Raw genomic sequence first — 21,356 nt, forward strand, 5'->3', positions numbered from 1 at the left:
CCATCGGCGGCAGCCTGCCGCTGGCGGTGGTGGTCTATCGCGACTGGCTCGACACCTGGCTGCCGGGCGCCCATGCCGGGACCTTCCGGGGTAATCAGATGGCCATGGCTGCAGGCTCTGCGGTGATGCGCTACCTGACGGAGCACAAGGTTTGCGAGCACGCCGCCGCCATGGGCGAACGCTTGAGTGAACACCTGCACATCCTGCAACGGGACTTCCCGCAACTGGGCGATATTCGTGGACGTGGCTTGATGCTGGGCGTCGAGCTGGTTGATCCGGCTGGCGTGCCGGATGCTCAGGGCCATCCACCAATATTCGCTCGGCTGGCGCCGCTGGTGCAGCGCGAATGCCTCAAGCGTGGGTTGATCCTTGAGCTGGGCGGGCGTCACGGCGGAGTCGTGCGTTTCCTGCCGCCGCTGGTGATCACCGCCACGGAAATCGATCGGGTGGCCGATATTTTCGGCAGGGCCATGGCCGCAGCCATCGCCACTCTCTAAATTTTTTGGTGCCTTGAACGTTCCTTCTACATAACGGCTGCGCACGGCGTGCAGCCCACCCTACAGCGATGGAGAGACAGCATGACGTCAGTATTCGACCGCGAGGACATCCTCTTTCAGGTCGTGGTCAACCACGAAGAGCAATACTCGATCTGGCCCGACTACAAGGCCGTGCCACAAGGCTGGCGCACCGTGGGCAAGAGCGGGATGAAAAAGGAATGCCTGGCCTACATTGAAGAGGTCTGGACCGACATGCGTCCGCTGAGCTTGCGCCAGAAAATGGCAGAGCAAGCGGCCGTGACGCACTGAGCTGTCAAGTGAGACGCAGAGCGTCTCTGGCTGCATTCCCACGCAGAGCGTGGGAACGAAAAGCCCGCTGAACCGGTGACGGTCAGCGGGCTTTTTCATGGTTTGAAATTGCCTTCGCGGGCAAGCCTCGCTCCTACAGGGGTTGGGGTGTCCACACATACCGTGATCAATACAAAAACCTGTAGGAGCGAGGCTTGCCCGCGAAGAACGATAACGCGGTCTAACTGACGCTACACCCCGCTCAATCCCTTGATCACCAAATCCACATTCCCTTCCAATTCGGCCACCGGATCCGCCGCATCGACACTCAACACCACCAACCGACTGCCAGCCTCGGCAATCACCGCTTTCACCGCATCCGACGGCTGGCGATGATGCAGCACCACTGCCACATCATTGTTTTTGAGCGTTGCGCCTAATTGCGTCAGCGCTTCGGGCGTCCACTCGGCATCCGGTCGTGCATCGAGGCCGATCAGCTCCAGATTAAGGCCGCCGATCAGGTAGCCGAAATGATCGCTCAGGCTCATCACACTCAGGTTGTCGGCATCGGCCAAGCGTGACTCGCTGTCGGCGCTGAGCTTGAGCAGGCGCTGTTTGAGCGTTGCCAGGTTGGCATCGATCTTCGGTTTGGCTGCTGGCGCCAGGCGCACCAGGTCTGCCGCCATCACATCCGCCATGCGGCCCATGTTGTTGCTGGCCAACCAAGGCTGACTGTTCAAACCGTCGACCTTGCTGCCAGGCTGCACGGCGATACCAGGCAGGGCGCCGTCCACCGGGCGGGCGGCGTCGATTTCAATGATGCGGATATTGCTGCGCCGTGAGATCGGGTACAGCGGGTCATCCGCCCACAGCGACCGCAGACCAATCACCGCATCGGCGTCGGTCGCCAGTTTGGCCAGCGCCGGGGCACCACGCCCTGTGAAGTAAGCTGTTTGCCGGCTGCCGGGGAGGTTCGCTGGCGCCGCACGTTCAAGGTTGACGTCAGTGCCTTGGAGCAGGACTTCGCCCAGGCCATAGGTGATGGGCAGGGAGGCGAGCACGCGTAACGGTTTGGCGCTGTCAGCCGCCAGCAGCGGTGTGGTGACCAGCCCACACAGGGGCAATGTGAAGGTCAATGCCAAGGTCAATTGACGCAGAGAAAAAGACATTTATCCGAGGTTCCCTTTCAGACTGGGGACGATGCCGCGAGCGATGGCGGCCAGGGCGAAGGCGATACCGGCCACCAGAATGATCGCGGCACCGGACGGGATAGGCAGGTCAAAGACAATCGGCGCGAGGATTCCGCACAGCGTGCTCACCGTGGCGATCAGCACCGAACACCAGAAGAAACCCTTCAGCGACTGACTGAGCAATCGCGCGGCCGCCGCAGGAATCACCAATAGCGCACCGACCAGGATCGCACCAATGACTTTCACCGCCGCCACCGTGATCAGGGTCACCAGAATCACGAACAGGTAATCCAGGGTCTTCACTGCCACACCGCGTACTGCCGCCAATTGCGGATTGAAACTGGCAAGCATGATGCGGTTGTACAGCGGCAGGGCCAGCGCCATCACCAGTGAACCGACGATCGCCAATACCAGCAGGTCATTGCCGTTGACTGTCAGCACTGAACCGAACAGCACGTTTTCCAGAATGTGTACGTTGATTTTGCCGGCCAGGATCAGCAGCAGGCTCGCACCAAGCGCCAGCGATACGGAGAGAAACACACCGATCAAAGTATCCGGCGCCAGCCCCGTGCGGTTACGCAGGTAGTTGAGCAAAATGCCAAACAGCAGGCAGTAACCGAACAGGCTGCCATAAGGCCCGGTGTAGGGTTCACCGAGCAGAATGCCAATGGCCACGCCGGTCAGTGCGGCATGGCCCACCGCTTCGGAGAAAAATGCGAAGCGCTTGACCACCACCAGCGTACCCAAACCACCCAGCACCGGGCCGATCAACAGCCCGGCGAGCAGCGCGTTGACCACAAATCCATAGGCCAGCGCTTCCGGCAGGTAACCCGACGAGGCCCAACCCTGGACCATCAAACGAAAGGCTTCATAACTCATCAGGCAGCGCTCCGGGGATGGGTCGAGAACAAGGTCAGCAGTCGCTCCGGGGTCAGTGCCTGCTTCGGCGTGGCATCGAACAGCACCCGGCGATTGAGCCCGGTGACCCGGTCCGCCAGTCGCCCGACCGCTTCCAGATCATGCTCGATCCACAGCACGGTGATGCCGCCCTGACGCCAGTCGCCCAGTAGCCGTTCGAACACTTGAATACCAGCCTCATCGAGGGCCGACATCGGTTCGTCGAGCACCAGCAATTGCGGCGCCGGAATCAAACCTTGGGCCAACAAAACGCGCTGGCGCTCACCGCCGGAGAGGGCGCCCATGCGCCGTTTGCGTTTGTCCTGCATGCCGACCCGCTCCAGGGCTTCGCCAATCGCCGCTGCGTAATGCCTGCTCAAACCGAGGAATGCCGGGCGCCGCTGACACATGGCAGCCATGAAATCGTCGACGGTCATCGGTAAACCGCGATCGAACTCCAGCGCCTGTGGCACGTAGCCGATGGTTCCCGGTTCACCGGGCCATTGCAGGCTCAAGCGGCCCTGATGCGGCATCTGTCCGAGCAAAGTCTTGATAAGCGAACTCTTGCCTCCACCGTTGGGGCCGACCAGTGCATGCACGCTACCGGGCCGAACCTCAAAGGTCACCTTGTCGAGGATCGTCGTGCGTCCCAGCGTGAGGCTGACCTCGGCGAAGTCCAGAGTCGGCCCCGAAACCTGTGGGAGCGGGCTTGCTCGCGAATGCGGTGTGTCCTTTAACGACGATGTTGACTGACTGGACGCCTTCGCGAGCAGGCTCGCTTCCACAGGGGGGACGGGGGCGGTCGGGCTGATGGTTTCTTGAGTGGTCATGCGCCGGACTCCTGAATCGCGCGGACGACGGTATTGAGGTTGCCGGTCATTTCTTTTTCGTACTTGTCGGCGGTGTATTCGCCGTAGGAAATGTGCGACAGCGGATACAGCTTCACCCCGGACTCACGCTGGATGGTCTCGACGTAAGTGGACGGGAAATCCATCTCCGAAAAGATTACTTTCACGTCCAGCTCCCGCAGCTGATCGATGGTCTTTTTCAGCTGGCTGGGGCTCGGTTCGATGCCGTGGGCCGGCTCGACCACGGCGGTCACTTCCAGGCCAAACTCGCGCAGCAAATAATCGTAGGCGGCATGCACCGTGGCCACGCGCAGCTCGGCGTTCGGCGCCTGGGTCAGTTTTGCCAGGGCGTCGGCGCGCATCTGCCGCAAGCGCTTGCCGTAGGCGCGAGCGTTCTGGGTGTAGGTCTTGGCGTTGGCCGGGTCGAGCTTGCCCAGTTCCCGGGCGATGTTGTTGACCTGGGCAATGGACGCACTGATCGACAGGAACGTGTGTGGGTTGACGACCTTGCCGGCGCCCCGTGCAGCGACACCGGTGGCGGCCAGCAGGGGCACGTTTTCGTTGGCTTCGATCACCTTGATGTTCGGGGTTTCGCTGGCGGCGATCATGCGGTCGGCGAAGTCGTCATGGCCCACGCCGTTAAGCACGACCACGTCCAGCCCGCTGATGCGTTTGATGTCTTCGGCCCGCGGCTCGTAGGCATGCGGGTTGAAACCGGCCGGGATCAGCGGCACCACTTCGGCCTTGTCACCGACGATGTTGGCCACGTAACTGTAGTAAGGGTGCAGGGTGATGCCGATGCGCAGGCGCTTGGCTTCGTCGGCACTGGCCAAAGGTGTCAGCAAACAGGCAAACAGGCCGACCAGCAGCAGGCGCAAAAAGCAATGACGTTGAGATGAACTAGGCATGGGAAAGCGGTCTTCTCTCGGGTGAAGGCGAGGGTTCAATGCCGATGCTGGCGGGTGACGCCGGCATCGAATTGCGCGACGATCTGCTGCCAGCCGGCGCCGTTGAGCGCAGCGTCGGTGAGATCGTTCGGGGCGTTGAGGGCGCTGGCGCGGTTGAGCCAGATGTCTGGTACGGAGTCGTCTTCAGTGGTCAAGCGCATCAGAAACGAACCGGCCACGGTTGGGACCTGGCTCTGGCCGAAGTAGGCCTTGGTGTCCAGCAACTGCCAGGCATGGCCTCCGCGGCTGACGGAACTGGCGTCTTGGGCAAACGGCGCAAAGCCTTCATCGGCGAGGGTGGCGGGTGTGGGCAGCGCCTGCTGTTCCTGACGCAACAGATGAATTTCATCCAGCGTGACCCGCAGGTCGGCGTAGATGCCTTGCTCGGATGCGCTCAGGTCACGACGGGCATCCAGTTGATGGCTGCCAACGCTACTCACCTCCTGAGCCTCGCCGCGCCAAGCGACCACCGAGCCGGCTACCGCCAGGATCATCAGGCACAACAGCAATACATAAAGGGTTTCATGGCCGGCACCGGCCGGGCGGACGACGTGCGTGGTTGGTGTAGTCATGGGGCTTGGATGTCCGCTTGGTCGATCTCGACGACGTGGCCGGGGCCGGCGTCGAACAGCACGTAGAACTCGGCGCCGGGCTTCTTGAACGTCAGGGTCGAATCGGCGCCGAGTTTGCCTGGCACCAGAATGGTTTCGTCGTAGCCGATCACGTCCAGGGTCACGCCCGGCGCGCCGCTGCCGTCGGAGAAACCGCCGGTGCACTGGATCTGTTCGGCATCGATGGCCTTGCATTCGCACATCGGATTGTGAGCCAGGACGCTGGCGCTGAAACCGGCGCAAAACATCAATAGAGCGGGGCGAAAAGCGTTGCTCATGGTTTGCCTCCTTGTTTGTTCAGCCAGGCGAGGGTGGCCGGGGATGCCTGGCTCAGGGGGATGGACGCTTGATGCATGGCGCCGTCCCAACCTTCCATGGTGATCCACAGTTCGGCGTCGGCTTTGGTTTTTTCCGGGATCGGCAGCGTCGCGCCCATGCGGTACGGCGTGCCGAAGAAAATCACCCCGGCGGCGCGCAGGCTGCGCGGCTTGCCGATGCGCAGGTAAGTCGCCTTGACCTGATCGCGGCAGCTGTCGCACAGCGCCGAGTTGAAGTTCTTCGTGTAACCGACCGGGCCATCGGGCCGCGGTGCTTCGTTGCGAAATTCGGCCAGGCGCAGGCTCCAGGGGCCAACCTGGACCTCACCGATCTCCCGCTCACCCAAACCGGTGTCACCACGAAACAGTGCGGCGTTGGCGAAGTACTTGGGCATGAACCCCAGCGGCACCAACACCAGCAGAACGTTGATGTGGAAGCGCCATTTGTGCCAGAAGCGGTTCAATTTAGAGCTCGGTTTTTCTGCGGCGAACAGGCTCATTGGCTGACCTCCGTGAATCCCCGGCTCGTTGCCGGAGCAGTCTGACTGCGTGGGCGTTTATTGCTGCGCTTGAGGGCGTTGGCCGTGGCCAGGGCGGTGCGCTTGGTCCAGATCAACAGGCCGCTGAGCACCATCATGCTCAGGATCAGGCCGAAGAAGAACCAGATCAGTTTGATCCAGATACCGCCGAAATCCCCGGTGTGCAGCGGACGCATCGATTCGGTCACCAGTTCCAGCCCCGAGCGGTCCGAGAGCAGGCGGGTGACGGCGACGTCGCCGGTGTACGGGTTGATCTCGGCGGTCTGGAATATCAACGGATACCAGCTGCGCCCCCCCACCTCGAGGTAGCTGTAGGCATTGGCGGGCATACTGACAAAGCTGTCTTCCAGGCCGGGAATGCGTTCCTTGGCCTCGCGGGTCGCCGTCTCCAGGCTAATCATCGGTGCCGGCGCGCCATCGGCGGTGAGAGGCACGCTTTCACGCGGGACCACCGGCGCCACCGGGGCGGTGGAGATTGAAATCTGGTTATCGAACATGAACGCCTGAATCAGGAACCAGGTACTGGTGATGGAAATCACCGCGATGAACCAGATCGACCAGATACCGCTGAGTCGATGAAAGTCGCCCCAGAAAATCCGCGCACCATGACGAAAGCGCAGGGTCGGTCGGAAGAAGCCTTTCCAGAACCGTTTGTAGACCACCAGCCCGGTCACCAGCGACGCCAGCATCGGCAGCCCGAGGAACGACACCAGATACCAGCCCCAGCTATAGCCGTTGGTGAACGGCACCAGCCACCAACCATGCAGTGCACGCGTGAACGCCTTGAAATTGAATGTCGGAGCAGTGCCCTGGATCACCCCGCTGTAGGGGTTCACATAGACCGTCACCGAGCGTCCGTCGGGGTAATTGACTTCCACGTCCAGAGCGAAATGCGACTCGTCGGGGCGACTGATGCTCTCCACCAGCGTTTGGGGTTCGGCCTTTTTGATAGCGGCGATGATCTGGTCATAGCTGAGCAGCGGCGCGTCGTCCGAAGGCGGGCTGGCACGCATTTGCGGATTGGCCAGCCAGACGATTTCCTGACTGACCACCGCCAGCGTGCCGGTCACACAGACGATCAGTACAAAGAACCAGACGGGCAGCGCCAGCCAGCTATGGACCAGAAACCAGAGTTTTGAGCGGGATTTCTTCGACATGATTAAAGGTCTTGTTTCGATGAGAGGACCGCTGCTGCGGGCTTGCCAGCGTTGCGGTCCATGAAAAGCCCGGTCGTGGCTTTTGCCTACGCTACCGACTGCATCTAAATAAGACGTATGAGCATCGGAAATCCCGAAAGGGGATATGAAAGTAAATGTTTCTCGCTTCTGCTGCCCTGTGCGGGCTTGCTCGCGGAAGCGATGTGATATCAACGTTTGATGTTGAATGTGATGGCCCCATCGCGAGCAGGCTCGCTCCCACACTGGATCGGCTGCGTGCGCATAATGCGCGTTCAACACCGATCAACTGTGGGAGCGAGCCTGCTCGCGATGAGGCAGGATCAGACACTGAAGTCCTCAACCCTGCTTAAACATCTCCTTCGCCCGCTGTTCGATCTGCTCCTGAGTCAGATCCTCCTTGTGCGTAGATAAAAACCACAGATGCCCGTAGGGATCCTTCAAAGTCCCCGAACGGTCGCCATAAAATTGATCCTTGACCTCGGACACCTGCGTGGCACCGGCATCAATGGCTTGTTTAAAGGACTTGTCCACATCATTCACATACAGATGCAGCCCGACGGATGGCGAGTTGTCCGGGTTGCTCAGTGGGCCCTGGTCGCAGGGTGTGCCAAGCATGATCGGGCAGTCGCCGATACGCAGTTCGGCATGCCCGATGCCGCCATCGGGCATGGCCAGGCGCATGATTTCGGTGGCGCCAAAGGCCTTCTTGTAGAAGTCGATGGCTTCGGCAGCTTTCTGAATGCCCAAGTAAGGGGTGATGCTGTGATAACCCTCTGGAATAGGTTTTACGCTCATGACGGTTCTCCTTTTATTGTGGGGTTAAGGTGTTCCTTCGCCAATTTCCGGTCGAATAACTATAGGTCAGCCCCTTTCCCCGCAACCGAGTGCCCGACGAGCAGCAGATAACTTCCAAAACCTCATCATCGACAGGCAGGACGTCATCGCGAGCAGGCTCGCTCCCACAATAGTTTTGTGTCGTGAACGAGAATTGGGTCTGAAAACAGATCCAATGTGGGAGCGAGCCTGCTCGCGATAGCCGCGCCGCTATTTCCGATCACCCCCCGACTCAAGCAGCTGCGCGCCCGGCCCGCGCTCACCCAACACATCACCAAAGTTACGTAGCGGACACGCCTCCATCGACAAACATCCGCACCCGATGCAGCCATTAAGCCTGTCCCGCAGCAAGGTCAGCTGGTTGATCCGCTCATCCAGATCCCGGCTCCACTGCGCCGACAACACTTTCCAGTCCGCCGCCGTCGGTGCACGGTTATCCGGCAGGGATTTCAACGCCTCGCCAATCTCCGCCAACGGAATCCCCAAACGCTGAGCCACTTTGATCAACGCCACCCGGCGCAACACTTCCCGCGGATAACGCCGCTGATTGCCCTGATTGCGATTGCTTTTGATCAGGCCTTTGGATTCATAAAAGTGCAGCGCCGTGACCGCCACACCACTGCGGGCGGCCACTTGGCCGACGGTCAGTTCTTTATGCAGGTTTTGCGAGGTGATCATTTAAAAAATGCCCCTTGACCTCTAGTTAGCTCGAGGTTTTACCCTGCAGGCCTTCGGATCGCAAGATCCGGCTTACAGTGAGTGGGGACTATTCATGCACGCGCCAGAGAAAAATCGCAGCTTCACCCAACTGATCGAATTCGAGATCGAGCCCCGTCAGCAGGCCGCGCTGGTGTCGGCACTGTCGGCGCACACTGAACGTCTGGCCCAAGGCTACACTGGGTTTCTGAGTGCCAGCATCCAGGCCAGCGACGATGGTCGACGGGTGCTCAATTACCTGCAATGGCAATCCCGCGAAGCCGGGGAAGCGGCTTTTCAGAGCTTCGAAAGTGGCGAGCAGGATTTCTGGCAGTTGATTCGCGCCCATCGGGCGAAAACTGTCACCTTCGGCTCATTTCAGGTACTGCATAGCCTGGCGCTGAGCCACGACAACGCACTGCATTGCCATCTGACCAGCTAGATCGACAACTGCATCAAACGCTCACCCTGTACATTCTCCGTGGGTCGACGTTTATTCACCGCCAGTTCGCCGATCTTGATCAGGCGGGTGCGGGTTACGTTGCGGCTCAGCCCCAGCAGGGCAGCGGTGTGCACCTGGTTGTAGTGGCTGAAGCGGTAGGCTGCCCGCAGCAACGCATCTTCGACTTTCTCGTGCAGCGCGCCGGCCTGTCGCTCGAAGAGCTTTTGAAAGGCCCGATCGAGCAAGGCTTCCGGTGAGTCGTCGACGTTGGCGTGGTGGTCGTCCTGACGCTCGATGCGCATGTTCGACAGGCGCAAGTCATCGCGCTCGATCACACCATTGCGGCAGATCAGCAGGGTGTGGTGAATGACGTTTTCCAGTTCACGGATGTTGCCCGGCCAGCTGTAGCTGCGCAGTTTGTGTTCGGCCTCTTTACTGATGGTGATGCTGCCGTAACCCAAACGCTGGCTGTAGGCTTCGACGAAATGCCGGGTCAGCGGCAGGATGTCGCCGGGGCGTTCGCGCAATGGGCTCAGTTCCAGGCTGACCACGTCAAGGCGGTAATACAGGTCCTCGCGAAAGTGCCCGGCGTTGATGGCTTTTTCCAGTTGCACGTTGGTCGCCGCCAGCACTCGCACATCGATGGGAATGCTCTTGCGCGAACCCAGGCGCACCACTTCGCGCTCCTGCAACACTCGCAGCAGTTTCACCTGAATCGCCATTGGCAGATCGCCGATTTCGTCGAGGAACAAGGTGCCGCCATCGGCCTCTTCGAACCAGCCGGCCTTGGCGCTCAGCGCACCGGTGAAGGCGCCTTTTTCATGGCCGAACAGCTCGGCCTCCACCAGCGATTCGGAGAATGCGCCGCAATTCACCGCCACGAACGGCCGGTTGCGTCGGGCGCTGAGGTTGTGGATGTGCCGCGCCACCAGCTCCTTGCCGGTGCCGGTTTCGCCGATGATCAGCACGCTGGCCTCACTCGGCGCGACTTGCTGCAAGTGCGCGAGCAGGGCCTGGGATTTCGGGTCTTCGAACACCTGCGCCGTAGCGCGAATCGAGGTGGCCAGCGCGGGCGAGGGCGGTAAGGTCAGCAGTTGCATGGGACAGGCTCCATGAGTGGAAGGCTATGAATAGAAGGTCGGGATCGGCAGGGACTGGTTCAGCGCCCAGTCACCCAGTTCATGGAGTTTGTAATCCACCGGATCGTGCAGGGTTTGCGTGCGCAGATTGCGCCAGTGGCGGTCCAGCCGCAGTGAGGCGTGAGTCGAACGGGCGCCGGTCACTTCGAACAAACGGCTACACAATTCCAGACCATTGCGCGTGGCTGCGACCTTGGCAGTGGCGATGGCGGTGGCCAGATGTCCGCGTTCCTCGGCGCTCAGAGTCGGCCCCTTGGCCCAAGCCTTGTCGAGCAATTCGGCGGCGCGTTGCACCAGCAATCGAACACCTTCCAGTGCCACCCAGAATTCGCCGTAATGGCCGAGCACGTAAGGGTCCTGCCGCACATCCGCAGCACTGGATTTGTGCCACGGACGGGTTTCGGTGAGGGTGTATTGCCGCGCCTCTTCGAAAGCGCCTTCGGCAATGCCGAGGAACATATGGGTGAACGTGAGCTGGGCGATCAAGGGGCGCAGGCAGGCGAATGGCGTGCTCAACGGACCGGGGTCGAGCAGCAACTCCGACTCTTCGACCCGCACCCGTTCAAAGGTGGCGCTGCCGCTGTCGGTCTGGCGCTGACCCATGTTGTTCCAGTCGTTGTGCAGAGTGATGCCGCTGCGCCCGCTGGGGATCGCGGCGATCAACAACTTGCCGCCGGCACTTTCATCGACGGCCGAGGCGATCAGCATTTCCGAGTCGCTGGCGCCGGAGCAGAAGCTCTTCTTGCCGGAAAACTCGCGCCAACTACCGAGGTTTTTTACCACGGTGCGGGTGTCCAACGGGTTGAGGGCGTTGCCCCAGAACCAGTTCTTGCGCGCGGTTTGTTCAAACCACGGTTGCCATTGTTCGGGCCGGGCGAACAGGCGCACGGTGGCGAGCATCAGGTGATGAAAGCCGAAGACGTGAGCGATTGAACTGTCGACCTTGGCGAACTCGCGCACGATGTTCAGGGTTTCGCTCCAGCTGGCGCCGAGACCGCCGTACTGGACGGGAATGCTTAAAGCGAGCAGGCCGCTGTGGCGCAAGGCATCACGTTCGGCTTTCGGCGTACCACCACGTTCATCGCGCTCGACAGCGGTCAGGGCAAACTCGGCGGCCAGCTGGCGGGCGGTCTGCAAGGGGGACAACAGGGCGCTTTGTGGTTTGGCCGTCACGCGGGGTTCCTCTTGGGACTCATCTCAAATTTCCTGGGGGAATGAGGCTTTTGTGGCGAGGGAGCTTGCTCCCGCTCGGCTGCGAAGCGGTCGTAAATCGGCTTGCGCGGTTTTTCAGAAAATCCGCGCTGACCGGTCATGGGACTGCTCCGCAGTCCAGCGGGAGCAAGCTCCCTCGCCACAGGTTGCGGATCCACAGGAGAGCGGTTTTCAAGCCGTGGCTTTGGCCGGCAGCACATCATTGGCAATCATTTCGCCAAACGGCCCGGTGAGGTTGGTGACGCCACGTCCGGCCAGGCTGGCATACGGCTCGGGCAGCAACGGGAACACCAGTTCGGCAAAGCGATAAGCCTCTTCGAGATGCGGGTAGCCGGAGAAGATGAAACTCTCGATCCCCAAGTCCGCGTACTCCTTGATCCGCGCCGCCACTTGCTGCGGGTCACCCACCAGCGCAGTTCCGGCACCGCCGCGTACCAGACCGACACCGGCCCACAGGTTGGGCGAGATTTCCAGGTTGTCGCGACGGCCGTCATGCAGCGCGGCCATGCGTCGCTGGCCTTCGGAATCAAATCGCGAGAACGACTTTTGCGCGGCAGCAATGGTCTCGTCGCTGATGTGCTCGATGAGTTTGTCCGCGGCTTTCCAGGCCTCTTCGGCCGTCTCGCGCACGATCACATGCAAGCGAATCCCGAACTTCACCGTGCGACCGTTTCGCGCCGCGCGCGCTCGAACATCGGCCAGTTTTTCAGCCACGGCGGCAGGCGGTTCGCCCCATGTCAGGTAAACGTCGACCTGCTCGGCGGCCAAGTCATGAGCGGCCTCGGACGAGCCACCGAAATACAGCGGCGGATAAGGCTTCTGCACTGGTGGATACAGTGCTTTGGCATTCTGCACCCGCAGGTGTTTGCCTTCGAAATCCACCGATTCGCCTTGCAGCACGCGGCGCCAGATCTTCAGGAATTCGTCGGTGACTTCGTAGCGTTCGCTGTGATCAAGAAAACTGCCGTCGCCACGGTTTTCATCCGGGTCGCCGCCGGTCACCACATTAATCAGCAAGCGGCCGCCAGACAGTCGATCCAACGTCGCGGCCATCCGTGCCGAGACCGTCGGCGAAATAATCCCCGGACGGATCGCGACCAGATACCGCAGGCGTTCGGTCAGTGGCACCAGCGCCGAGGCAATCACCCACGAGTCCTCGCAGGAACGTCCAGTGGGAATCAGTACGCCGTGGTAACCCAGACTGTCGGCAGCCTGGGCCACTTGTTTCAAATAGTTGAGGGTCACCGGGCGGGCGCCCTGAGTGGTGCCCAGGTAATGGCCGTCGCCGTGGGTCGGCAGAAACCAGAAAACATCCATGAAGAAATCCTTAAGCGATTTTCAGCAGATTTTTGGGGTGCACGCCGAACAACGGCGCAGCGCGCTCTGCAGCAAGACGAATGCGGGCCTTCAAGGGCTCACTGGTTATTTGATAATTGGAGAAGTCGGCTTCGGTGGCATAGACGCCAATCGGCAAGGTCAAGGCTTGGAAGAAACTGAACAGCGGGCGCAACTGATGATCGAGCACCAGCGCATGACGTTCGCTGCCACCGGTGGCAGCTAGCAGCACCGGAGTGTCGATCAGTGCGTTGAGGTCGATCAGGTCGAACAGGTGCTTGAGCAGGCCTGGGTAGGAGCCGCGATAAACCGGCGCGGCGACGATCAGCAAGTCGGCGCTTTCGATCGCTTGCAGCTCGGCTTCGATGGTGGCGCTCAGTTCCTGACGCGACAGCGCGGCGCCCAGTGGTCGGGCGATATCACCCAGTTCGATCAGCTTGTTCTCGATCGGCAACTGCTCGGCCAGTTCGGCTAACAGCGCCTGGGTCAACACCAACGTGCGAGACGGACGCCAGGTACCGCCGGAGAGGGCAACGACTTTCAATGGACGCGACATGATCAGTTCCTTTTCTAAACAGTTGCTCAGCGAGCAGTGATGAGTCACCGAAGTTGAGCAAGAGCTGTACCAATCCTTTGGAGCCCCGTTTTCCGTGGCTTTCAGCGCGGTTGTTGGCAGGCGCTGTTCGATTTGACCGGGTGTTTGTTGATTGACTGTTGCCTGGCAAACAGTTACGTGGGCAACAGTGCGTGAGGCGATGGAGTCGTTTATAAAGACTATCTGTTATTCCGTAAAAGACATTAAATTAATATTTATATTCAATTTAGAAATATAAGGTTGATGTAGAAGCTGCCGAAGGCCGCGATCTTGCGATCCGATACCCACTATCGAGAGCGTTGATTTCTACCCTTCGAGCGGCACGGGTAGCCTGTGTCCATTGCCCCAAACACAGATCTGCGGACGCCCGAAATGAAATCTCTGCTCGCCACTTTCTTGCTGCTCGCCATCTCCGTTCTCGCCGGATGTGCCAGCCATGTTTCACCGGAATTGCGGCCCTACACCGCTGAAGAAACCCGGGAACTGGCGCTGGAGGCCCTGAATCGTCGTGGCTTGTCCTTCGACGAGTACCATGCGAAGAAAGCCGAATTGCTCGGCCAGCCGGCAAAATCGTTCAGTTTCGACAAACAAGGCGAGATGAACGCCGAACGCGCGGTACAGCTGCACGGCCGCCCAAGCTGAGCGACGACTGTACTGCTCGAACTTTCACGCAACTGTCCATGGGTTTCCCTCAAGGCGTGCGATAGGGTCAATACCTGACTGACCCTGATGGACTGCCACCCATGACACTCTCACTCGACCTGCTGCTGGGCTTTGCCCTGTTTGCCCTTGTCACCTCGATCACCCCCGGTCCGAACAACACCATGTTGCTGGCCTCGGGCGTGAATTTCGGCTTTCAGCGCACCATTCCCCACATGCTGGGCATCACTTGTGGCTTCTTCGTCCTGGTGGTCGCCGTCGGTTTCGGCCTGGGCACGGTATTTCAAACCTATCCAATGCTTTACACCGTGTTGCGCTATGTCGGCGCGGCGTATTTGCTGTACCTGGCGTGGAAGATTGCTCATTCCGGGCCGGTCGCCGAGGGTGAACAGGGCGAGGGCACGCCGATCAGTTATTTGGGTGCGGCAGCGTTTCAATGGGTCAACCCCAAGGCCTGGATCATGGCCATCGGTGCCATCAGCACCTACACGCCAATGCAGGGCTATTTCACCAATGTGATTGTGATTGCCGCGGTCTTCGCCTTGATCAACCTGCCAAGCGTCGGGGTGTGGGCCGGTTGCGGCACGCTGCTGCGCAATGTGCTGCGCGATCGCCGCTGGTTGCGGCTGTTCAACTGGGGTATGGCCTTACTGTTGGTGGCTTCGCTGTATCCGTTATTGCTCGACAGTTTTAGCTGACGCATTGCTTCATCCGGTGGCCCGATGCCTGTTAAGCTCGACTTCAGGAGCGTTCCTACGCACTTTTAAATGAAGTTGTTCTTCTTTAATGGCCTCCGATCAGGTATTGCTGTCGTTCTGAAAATTCGGCGTCGCTCATGAGGCGGCGCTTTGAAACTTCCAGTGACGAGCTTCCTGATCCCGGAACACGCTCTGCGAGTCTTTTATGAATAAACGTCCGTTGTATTTCGACTACGCCGCCACCACGCCGGTGGATGAGCGGGTCATCAAGGTCATGGTCGAGTGTCTGGGTTTCACCGGTAACTTCGGCAATCCAGCGTCCAGTTCCCACGCCTTCGGCCAACAGGCCCGGCAATCGGTCGAGCAAGCACGGCGCCAGGTCGCCGAATTGGTGAGCGCCCAGGCGGAACAGATCGTCTGGACCTCCGGCGCCACCGAATCCAACAACCTTGCCCTCAAGGGCGTGGCCCAGGCCCGCGGTGTATCCGGCGGCCACATCATCACCAGCCAGATCGAACACAAAGCGATTCTCGACACTGCAAAACAGTTGCAGGACGCAGGCGTTGCGGTGACGTATCTGGTGCCCGATGCCGAAGGCCTGATTACTCCACAAGCGGTCAGTGAAGCGATGCGTGAGGACACCTTTCTGGTGTCGTTGATGCTGGTCAATAACGAACTGGGCACCCTCAACGACATCCCGGCCATCGGCCAGGTGGTGCGTGATCGTGATGCGTTATTCCACGTTGATGCGGCTCAGGGCGCGGGCAAAGTGGCGATCGATCTGGCCCGGTGGCCGGTGGATTTGATGTCGTTCTCGGCGCACAAGGTCTACGGTCCCAAAGGCATCGGCGCGCTGTATGTCGGTCCTCGTGTTCAGCAGCGTCTGCAGGCACAGATCCACGGCGGCGGTCATGAGGGCGGGTTGCGTTCGGGCACGCTGGCGACGCACCAGATTGCCGCAATGGGTACAGCCTTCGCGTTGGCGGCGCAATTGTTCGATGAAGAGAAAGCCACCATCGCGCGTCTGCGTGAACGCTTGCTCGAGCCGCTGCTGAGCATTCCCGGGGTGCGTCTCAATGGCAGTTTGACCCAGCGCATTCCCCATACCTTGAGCCTGACTTTCAACGAAGGCGAGTTCAGTTCCGCGGCTTTGAGCACCTCGATCGCGTTTTCCGCGACCTCGGCCTGTAATTCCGCCAGCAATGCGCCGTCCCATGTATTGCTGGCCCTGGGGCATGACGCGCGCTCGGCCAGTCGCACCATTCGCTTGAGCCTGGGACGTTTCACCACCGAGCAAGATATCGATCAAGCGGTACGCCTGATTAAAGCCGCATGCGCCAGTGCTCCGGCATTCTGGGCGACAGGTCCTTAAGCGCCGACTCCGATCGGCACCGAATAATAATGATGAGTGGTTAGCAGGAGACACGATGAGTACACAGCCTTTGACCAATGGATTGGTACCCCAGCGCCTGGCGCAAACCCGCGAGCTGATGAGCCGGGAGGGCATTCATGCTCTGTTGGTGCCGTCGGCCGACCCGCACCTGTCGGAATACCTGCCGGGCTATTGGCAGGGACGGCAGTGGCTGTCGGGTTTTCATGGCTCGGTGGGCACGCTGATCGTTACGCCGGATTTTGCCGGCGTCTGGGCCGACAGCCGCTATTGGGAACAAGCGAGCAAGGAACTCAAGGGCAGCGGCATCGAACTGGTCAAGCTGCAACCGGGTCAACCCGGCCCGCTCGATTGGCTGGCCGAGCAAACCCCTGAAGGCGGTGTCGTCGCAGTCGATGGCGCGGTGATGGCCGTGGCCTCCGCGCGTACTTTGAGCAGCAAACTTGAAGAACGCGGCGCACGTCTGCGCACCGACATCGATCTGCTGAGTGACGTCTGGAGTGATCGTCCAAGTCTGCCGAATGAGCCGATCTATCAACACTTGCCGCCTCAGGCGACGGTAAGCCGTGGCGAAAAACTCGCCAAACTGCGTGAGGTGCTGAAAGAGCGCGGTGCCGACTGGCACTTCATCGCCACCCTCGATGACATCGCCTGGCTGTTCAACCTGCGCGGCGGCGATGTGTCGTTCAACCCTGTGTTCGTGTCCTTCGCCCTGATCAGCCAGCAGCAGGCCACCTTGTTCGTCGCCCTGAGCAAAGTGAGCGCCGAGCTGCTCGTCATTCTCGAACAGGACGGCGTGACCCTGCGCGATTACAGCGAAGTCACCGCCGCTTTGCGCGCCGTGCCGAGCGGCGCAAGCCTGCAAGTCGATCCCGCGCGGGTCACGGCCGGTCTGCTGGATAACCTGAACAGCGGCGTGAAACTGCTCGAAGGCCTGAACCCGACCACTCTGGCCAAGTCGCAGAAAAGCCTGGCCGATGCCGAGCACATTCGTCGGGCAATGGAGCAGGACGGCGCGGCGCTGTGTGAATTCTTCGCCTGGCTGGAAGCGGCTTGGGGGCGTGAGCGCATCACCGAACTGACCATCGACGAACACCTGACCGCGGCGCGTACCCGACGTCCGGATTACGTGTCGCTGAGCTTCAACACCATTGCCGCGTTTAACGCCAACGGTGCGATGCCGCACTACCACGCCACTGAAGAAGAACACGCGGTGATCGAGGGTGACGGCTTGTTGCTGATCGACTCCGGCGGCCAATACCTGGGCGGAACCACCGACATCACCCGAATGGTGCCGGTGGGTACGCCGACTGACGAGCAGAAGCGCGATTGCACCCGCGTACTCAAAGGCGTGATTGCACTCTCCCGTGCACAGTTCCCACGAGGCATTCTGTCGCCGTTGCTGGACGCTATTGCCCGTGCACCGATCTGGGCCGAAAGCGTCGACTACGGCCACGGCACCGGTCACGGCGTCGGCTATTTCCTCAATGTTCACGAAGGCCCGCAAGTCATCGCCTATCAGGCCGCGGCGGCACCGCAAACCGCGATGCAGCCGGGGATGATCACGTCCATCGAACCGGGCACTTACCGTCCGGGTCGCTGGGGTGTGCGGATCGAGAATCTGGTATTGAACCGCGAGGCGGGCAAGAGCGAATTCGGTGAGTTCCTGAAATTCGAAACCCTGACCCTGTGCCCGATCGACACCCGTTGCCTGGAACCGTCACTGCTGACTGAAGACGAAAAGCAGTGGTTCAACGGTTATCACGCCGAGGTGCGTGAACGCTTGAGCCCATTGCTCGATGGCGCGGCCCTTGAGTGGTTGAACACCCGAACCGCGGCTATTTGAGCGGTTTGAGTCCAGGCGCTATTTTCAGCGCCTGGCTCAGGTCATAAGCAGGCGCTGGCTATTGCGCGCGCAGGGCTTCAAGGACGAAGTCCAGCCGATCCTGGCCGAAGAACAACTGATCACCGACAAACATGCTCGGCGCACCGAATACACCGCGTTGCACCGCTTCCTCGGTGTTTTCCTTGAGGGCGGTTTTGATAGTTTCATCGGCGGTCAGTGCCAGCACCTCGCTTGGATCGAAACCATTTTGCGTCAGCACGGCGGCAACAGTCGCTGGATCATCGAGGCTGCATCCCTCAACCCAAAGGGCGTGAAACAGGCAATCGATAAACGCCTGAAAGCGTTCGGGATGGCGTAGTTGCATACCTGTGACAGCGCGCATCAGCATCAGGGTATTGATCGGGAAGTTCGGGTTGAACTTCAGCGGTACGCCATAGCGTTTGGCATAGCGGTCCAGGTCTTGGAACATGTAGCGACCCTTGGCCGGTATGGTGATGGGGGAAGCATTGCCAGTAGCTTTGAAGACGCCACCCAGCAGCATCGGTCTGTAGATCAGCTGACTATCGGTCTGTGTGCAGATTTTCGGCAGTTGGGTATGGGCCAGATAAGTGGCGGGGCTGCCGAGGTCGAAAAAGAACTCCACGGTTTTGCTCATGGTTGATGTGCTCTTCTTGTTGTTGTAGGGGAGGGCTTACCAGCGTTCGCTCCAGGGGCGCAGATCCAGCTCGAAGGTCCAGGCGTCCCGTGGCTGGCTGTGCAGGTACCAATAGTTGTCGGCGATGTGCTCGGGATTGAGGATGCCGTCCTGATCCTTGGTCGCGTATTTGTCCGGGAAGTTGTCGCGGATAAAGTCGGTATCGATGGCGCCATCAACTACGACGTGGGCGACATGGATGTTCATCGGCCCCAGTTCGCGGGCCATGCTTTGTGCCAAGGCGCGAATCCCGTGCTTGGCCCCGGCGAAGGCGGCGAAACCCGCGGCGCCGCGCAAGCCAGCAGTGGCACCGGTGAACAGGATCGTTCCCCGTTGGCGGGTGACCATGCGCTTGGCCACTTCACGGGCGTTGAGAAACCCTGAGAAACAGGCCATTTCCCAAATCTTGAAATACTTGCGGGCGGTTTCTTCGAGGATGCTGCACGGCACATTGGCGCCGATATTGAAGACGAACGCTTCGATGGGGCCAAGCTCGGTTTCGATCTGCTCGATGAGCGCTATCACGTCTTCTTCATTACGCGCATCGCAGGCAAAACCGTGGGCCTCACCGCCACTGGCGGTGATGGACTCTACCAATGGCTGGAGTTTGTCTGCGCTGCGACGTGTGACGCAGGCGATATACCCTTCACGGGCAAAACGTCTGGCGATGGCGCCGCCGGTGGCATCGCCCGCGCCGACGACCAGTACGATCTTCTTGTTATTGATAGCGGTGGTCATGGATATCGCCCTTTGCTGAACGGTCATTGACTGACAAACGTTAGCAGCATCGGGGCGAAGCGCCTATCGGGCTACGCAAGCCCGATAGGAGGGGAGGGTTACTTGCAGATAACGATCATGCTGCGGCTGGTATAGCCGGCAGGATTGAGGCCGAAGGGATAGTCACCGGGTTCTTCCACCGCATCCCCTGACTTGGCGATGACCTTGTAACCCTTGGGTGCGCACGAATTGGTGGCGCTGGTGTAGCACTTGTCCCACGAGGACGAGAGCCCCGAACAATTGATATGCAGTCCTTTCTTGCCGTGTTTCGTCTGGGGTTTCGAGGTCGCTGCGCAGCCCGCAATTGCAAGTACGGCGATCAGTATCAAAATTCGTTTCATTGCTGTCCTTAATAGCGGCCCCGGATCTGTGCCTGGGTCTGCCTGCATTCGCTTTTGCTTGAAGCGTTCTGATATCCCTATCTGAAAAAATCCATGTCTGACACTGAGTTACGTAGCCTAAACATGGCCTAATTGAGCGGTAAATGCCAGACCTGCGTCAATCTTGTTTCAATCTGCTGCGACCACAGGCTTGGCGCTACTCCCCATGGTCAGGGTCGCGCCGACGGAAGCCAGAATGATGCACAGGATAGCCATCCACTGTGACAGGGAAAGGTATTCCTGGAGAAACAACAGGCCGGACAGCGCACCGATCGCAGGTTCGATGCTCATCAATGTACCGAAGGTCCGGGCTGGTATCCGTGTGAGGGCGACCATCTCCAGGGTGTAGGGCAGGGCGGTGGACAAAATGGCGACCCCGATGGCCACGGGAATCAACGAGGGTGTCAGTAGCGCAGCGCCAGCGTGGACAATGCCGATGGGGGCTACGAACAGGGCGGCAATCATCACGCCCAACGCAGCGGTCTGCACCCCATTATCAGCGCCAGCCTTCTGGCCGAACAGAATGTACAGCGCCCAGCAGACACCAGCACCGAGGGCATAACCTGCGCCGACCAGATCGATGCCCGTGCTCGTGGCGCCTGTCGGAATCAATAGCAGTAAACCGAGGGCTGCCAGAGCAATCCACAGAAAGTCGATCGCTCGACGTGAGGCGTAAATAGCGACTGCCAATGGGCCGGTGAACTCCAGGGCTACGGCGATACCCAGGGGGACGGTGCGCAAGGACATATAGAAGAGGAAATTCATGCCGCCCAACGCCATCCCGTAGACGATAACGGTGCGCAGGGATTTCGAAGTGAGCTTCGCTCGCCATGGGCGCAATATCAGCAGCATGATCACACTGGCAAAGATCAGTCGCAGGGTGGTCGTTCCTTGAGCGCCGATAACCGGGAACATGCTTTTGGCCAGGGAGGCTCCGGACTGGATTGATGCCATGGCTATCAAGAGCAGGCCAACCGAGAACAGGGTCGAGGCAAGACTGCGGGGGTGGTCATTCATTGCGTGGCATCGTCCGAAGTAGCAAGCGAGAGTATTGTTGTATGTGTTGGGCAATATACTGCGCATTCGTTACGGGCGCGTCTATATATAAGCAGGGATTTTGGACATCCTGATAGAAAAATCAAATCAGGGGTTGACGGCAGATTCTGGAAGTCTATAATTCGCCCCACTTCCGGCACAGTCGAAACGGAAAACTCCTTGGTAAACAAAGAGTTACGCAGTTTTCGGCAGCGGTTACGCTTCAGTTCATCGAAGCCAGAAGGAGTTGAAAGAGCGGTGTTGTTTGGCTCTTTTGACGGTTCGATCGTCTCGGTCGAAAGCGGAGAAAA

Annotated in this window: 26 protein-coding genes; 7 read left to right on the forward strand and 19 right to left on the reverse strand. The window is 59.9% G+C overall.

Going from position 1 to position 21,356, the window contains the following annotated elements:
* A partial coding sequence (locus PMI18_RS03315; protein WP_033036877.1) for an aminotransferase class III-fold pyridoxal phosphate-dependent enzyme occupies positions 1–497 on the forward strand: 497 nt, incomplete at its 5' end.
* An 81-nt stretch (positions 498–578) separates the two neighbouring features.
* The gene (locus tag PMI18_RS03310; RefSeq protein WP_007906533.1) at positions 579–806 is read left to right on the forward strand and encodes an MbtH family protein; all 228 of its coding nucleotides are present in this window, start codon (positions 579–581) and stop codon (positions 804–806) included.
* Positions 807–1,036: 230 nt separating this feature from the next.
* Here the strand turns inward: PMI18_RS03310 and PMI18_RS03305 are convergent, their stop codons facing one another.
* The 10 genes from PMI18_RS03305 to soxR all read right to left on the reverse strand — a co-directional run bounded on the left by PMI18_RS03305 (position 1,037) and on the right by soxR (position 8,824).
* On the reverse strand, positions 1,037–1,954 hold the full coding sequence (locus PMI18_RS03305) for a metal ABC transporter substrate-binding protein (protein WP_007906535.1): 918 nt from the start codon (positions 1,952–1,954) through the stop codon (positions 1,037–1,039).
* The gene (locus tag PMI18_RS03300) at positions 1,955–2,854 is read right to left on the reverse strand and encodes a metal ABC transporter permease (RefSeq protein ID WP_007906536.1); all 900 of its coding nucleotides are present in this window, start codon (positions 2,852–2,854) and stop codon (positions 1,955–1,957) included.
* Entirely contained in the window at positions 2,854–3,702 is an 849-nt protein-coding gene (locus PMI18_RS03295; protein WP_007906537.1) for a metal ABC transporter ATP-binding protein, read from the reverse strand. Before PMI18_RS03295 ends, PMI18_RS03300 begins: the two co-directional genes overlap by 1 nt.
* Complete coding sequence (locus tag PMI18_RS03290) at positions 3,699–4,628, reverse strand: metal ABC transporter substrate-binding protein (protein WP_007906540.1); 930 nt, start codon at positions 4,626–4,628, stop codon at positions 3,699–3,701. The genes PMI18_RS03295 and PMI18_RS03290 overlap by 4 nt, the downstream gene beginning before the upstream one ends.
* Before the next feature lie 35 nt (positions 4,629–4,663).
* A complete protein-coding gene (locus tag PMI18_RS03285; protein ID WP_007906541.1) occupies positions 4,664–5,239 on the reverse strand; it encodes a DUF6162 family protein in 576 nt (191 codons plus the stop codon).
* Positions 5,236–5,556: a hypothetical protein gene (locus PMI18_RS03280; RefSeq protein ID WP_007906543.1), complete on the reverse strand. Its 321-nt coding sequence runs from the start codon at positions 5,554–5,556 to the stop codon at positions 5,236–5,238. Before PMI18_RS03280 ends, PMI18_RS03285 begins: the two co-directional genes overlap by 4 nt.
* The gene (locus PMI18_RS03275; protein ID WP_007906545.1) at positions 5,553–6,095 is read right to left on the reverse strand and encodes a hypothetical protein; all 543 of its coding nucleotides are present in this window, start codon (positions 6,093–6,095) and stop codon (positions 5,553–5,555) included. The genes PMI18_RS03280 and PMI18_RS03275 overlap by 4 nt, the downstream gene beginning before the upstream one ends.
* Complete coding sequence (locus PMI18_RS03270) at positions 6,092–7,291, reverse strand: PepSY-associated TM helix domain-containing protein (RefSeq protein ID WP_007906547.1); 1,200 nt, start codon at positions 7,289–7,291, stop codon at positions 6,092–6,094. The genes PMI18_RS03275 and PMI18_RS03270 overlap by 4 nt, the downstream gene beginning before the upstream one ends.
* Positions 7,292–7,648: 357 nt before the next feature.
* Positions 7,649–8,107: a VOC family protein gene (locus tag PMI18_RS03265; RefSeq protein ID WP_007906549.1), complete on the reverse strand. Its 459-nt coding sequence runs from the start codon at positions 8,105–8,107 to the stop codon at positions 7,649–7,651.
* A 249-nt stretch (positions 8,108–8,356) separates the two neighbouring features.
* Positions 8,357–8,824: a redox-sensitive transcriptional activator SoxR gene (soxR, locus tag PMI18_RS03260; protein WP_007906551.1), complete on the reverse strand. Its 468-nt coding sequence runs from the start codon at positions 8,822–8,824 to the stop codon at positions 8,357–8,359.
* A gap of 94 nt (positions 8,825–8,918) precedes the next feature.
* Here soxR and PMI18_RS03255 point away from each other — a divergent pair, with 94 nt between their 5' ends.
* On the forward strand, positions 8,919–9,284 hold the full coding sequence (locus PMI18_RS03255; protein WP_007906557.1) for an antibiotic biosynthesis monooxygenase: 366 nt from the start codon (positions 8,919–8,921) through the stop codon (positions 9,282–9,284).
* On the opposite strand, the gene PMI18_RS03250 is transcribed toward PMI18_RS03255, so the two are convergent.
* The 4 genes from PMI18_RS03250 to msuE all read right to left on the reverse strand — a co-directional run bounded on the left by PMI18_RS03250 (position 9,281) and on the right by msuE (position 13,526).
* Positions 9,281–10,384, reverse strand: a complete 1,104-nt coding sequence (locus PMI18_RS03250) for a sigma-54 interaction domain-containing protein (RefSeq protein WP_007906559.1) — start codon at positions 10,382–10,384, stop codon at positions 9,281–9,283. The two genes, PMI18_RS03255 and PMI18_RS03250, sit on opposite strands and share 4 nt — an antisense overlap.
* Positions 10,385–10,408: 24 nt before the next feature.
* Positions 10,409–11,596 carry an acyl-CoA dehydrogenase family protein gene (locus PMI18_RS03245; protein ID WP_007906565.1) on the reverse strand — a complete coding sequence of 396 codons (1,188 nt, stop codon included), beginning with the start codon at positions 11,594–11,596 and terminating at the stop codon, positions 10,409–10,411.
* 210 nt (positions 11,597–11,806) lie between these two features.
* On the reverse strand, positions 11,807–12,952 hold the full coding sequence (gene ssuD / locus PMI18_RS03240; RefSeq protein WP_007906569.1) for an FMNH2-dependent alkanesulfonate monooxygenase: 1,146 nt from the start codon (positions 12,950–12,952) through the stop codon (positions 11,807–11,809).
* 10 nt (positions 12,953–12,962) lie between these two features.
* The gene (gene msuE, locus PMI18_RS03235) at positions 12,963–13,526 is read right to left on the reverse strand and encodes an FMN reductase (RefSeq protein WP_007906571.1); all 564 of its coding nucleotides are present in this window, start codon (positions 13,524–13,526) and stop codon (positions 12,963–12,965) included.
* Positions 13,527–13,937: 411 nt separating this feature from the next.
* Here msuE and PMI18_RS03230 point away from each other — a divergent pair, with 411 nt between their 5' ends.
* From PMI18_RS03230 to PMI18_RS03215, 4 genes are all read left to right on the forward strand, one after another.
* Positions 13,938–14,207, forward strand: coding sequence for a hypothetical protein (locus PMI18_RS03230; RefSeq protein WP_007906574.1), 270 nt, complete (start codon positions 13,938–13,940; stop codon positions 14,205–14,207).
* A 101-nt stretch (positions 14,208–14,308) separates the two neighbouring features.
* Positions 14,309–14,923 carry a LysE family translocator gene (locus tag PMI18_RS03225; protein WP_007906575.1) on the forward strand — a complete coding sequence of 205 codons (615 nt, stop codon included), beginning with the start codon at positions 14,309–14,311 and terminating at the stop codon, positions 14,921–14,923.
* A gap of 205 nt (positions 14,924–15,128) precedes the next feature.
* The gene (locus tag PMI18_RS03220; protein WP_007906576.1) at positions 15,129–16,295 is read left to right on the forward strand and encodes a cysteine desulfurase family protein; all 1,167 of its coding nucleotides are present in this window, start codon (positions 15,129–15,131) and stop codon (positions 16,293–16,295) included.
* A gap of 55 nt (positions 16,296–16,350) precedes the next feature.
* Complete coding sequence (locus PMI18_RS03215) at positions 16,351–18,159, forward strand: aminopeptidase P family protein (RefSeq protein ID WP_007906577.1); 1,809 nt, start codon at positions 16,351–16,353, stop codon at positions 18,157–18,159.
* Positions 18,160–18,217: 58 nt separating this feature from the next.
* Here PMI18_RS03215 and PMI18_RS03210 read toward each other — a convergent pair whose 3' ends face one another.
* From PMI18_RS03210 to PMI18_RS31660, 5 genes are all read right to left on the reverse strand, one after another.
* Positions 18,218–18,814: a 2-hydroxychromene-2-carboxylate isomerase gene (locus tag PMI18_RS03210; protein WP_007906578.1), complete on the reverse strand. Its 597-nt coding sequence runs from the start codon at positions 18,812–18,814 to the stop codon at positions 18,218–18,220.
* A 36-nt stretch (positions 18,815–18,850) separates the two neighbouring features.
* Positions 18,851–19,591 (reverse strand): SDR family oxidoreductase, encoded by a 741-nt coding sequence (locus PMI18_RS03205; RefSeq protein ID WP_007906579.1) that lies wholly within the window; start codon positions 19,589–19,591, stop codon positions 18,851–18,853.
* 98 nt (positions 19,592–19,689) lie between these two features.
* On the reverse strand, positions 19,690–19,971 hold the full coding sequence (locus PMI18_RS03200; RefSeq protein WP_007906580.1) for a hypothetical protein: 282 nt from the start codon (positions 19,969–19,971) through the stop codon (positions 19,690–19,692).
* 168 nt (positions 19,972–20,139) lie between these two features.
* On the reverse strand, positions 20,140–21,027 hold the full coding sequence (gene rhtA / locus PMI18_RS03195) for a threonine/homoserine exporter RhtA (RefSeq protein ID WP_007906581.1): 888 nt from the start codon (positions 21,025–21,027) through the stop codon (positions 20,140–20,142).
* Positions 21,024–21,356, reverse strand: a 333-nt coding sequence (locus tag PMI18_RS31660; protein ID WP_238542632.1) for a hypothetical protein, incomplete at its 5' end; no start/stop codon positions are given. The genes PMI18_RS31660 and rhtA, both read right to left, overlap by 4 nt.

This window comes from Pseudomonas sp. GM102 (genome assembly GCF_000282555.1).
In the GTDB taxonomy this organism is placed as follows: Bacteria; Pseudomonadota; Gammaproteobacteria; order Pseudomonadales; family Pseudomonadaceae; genus Aquipseudomonas.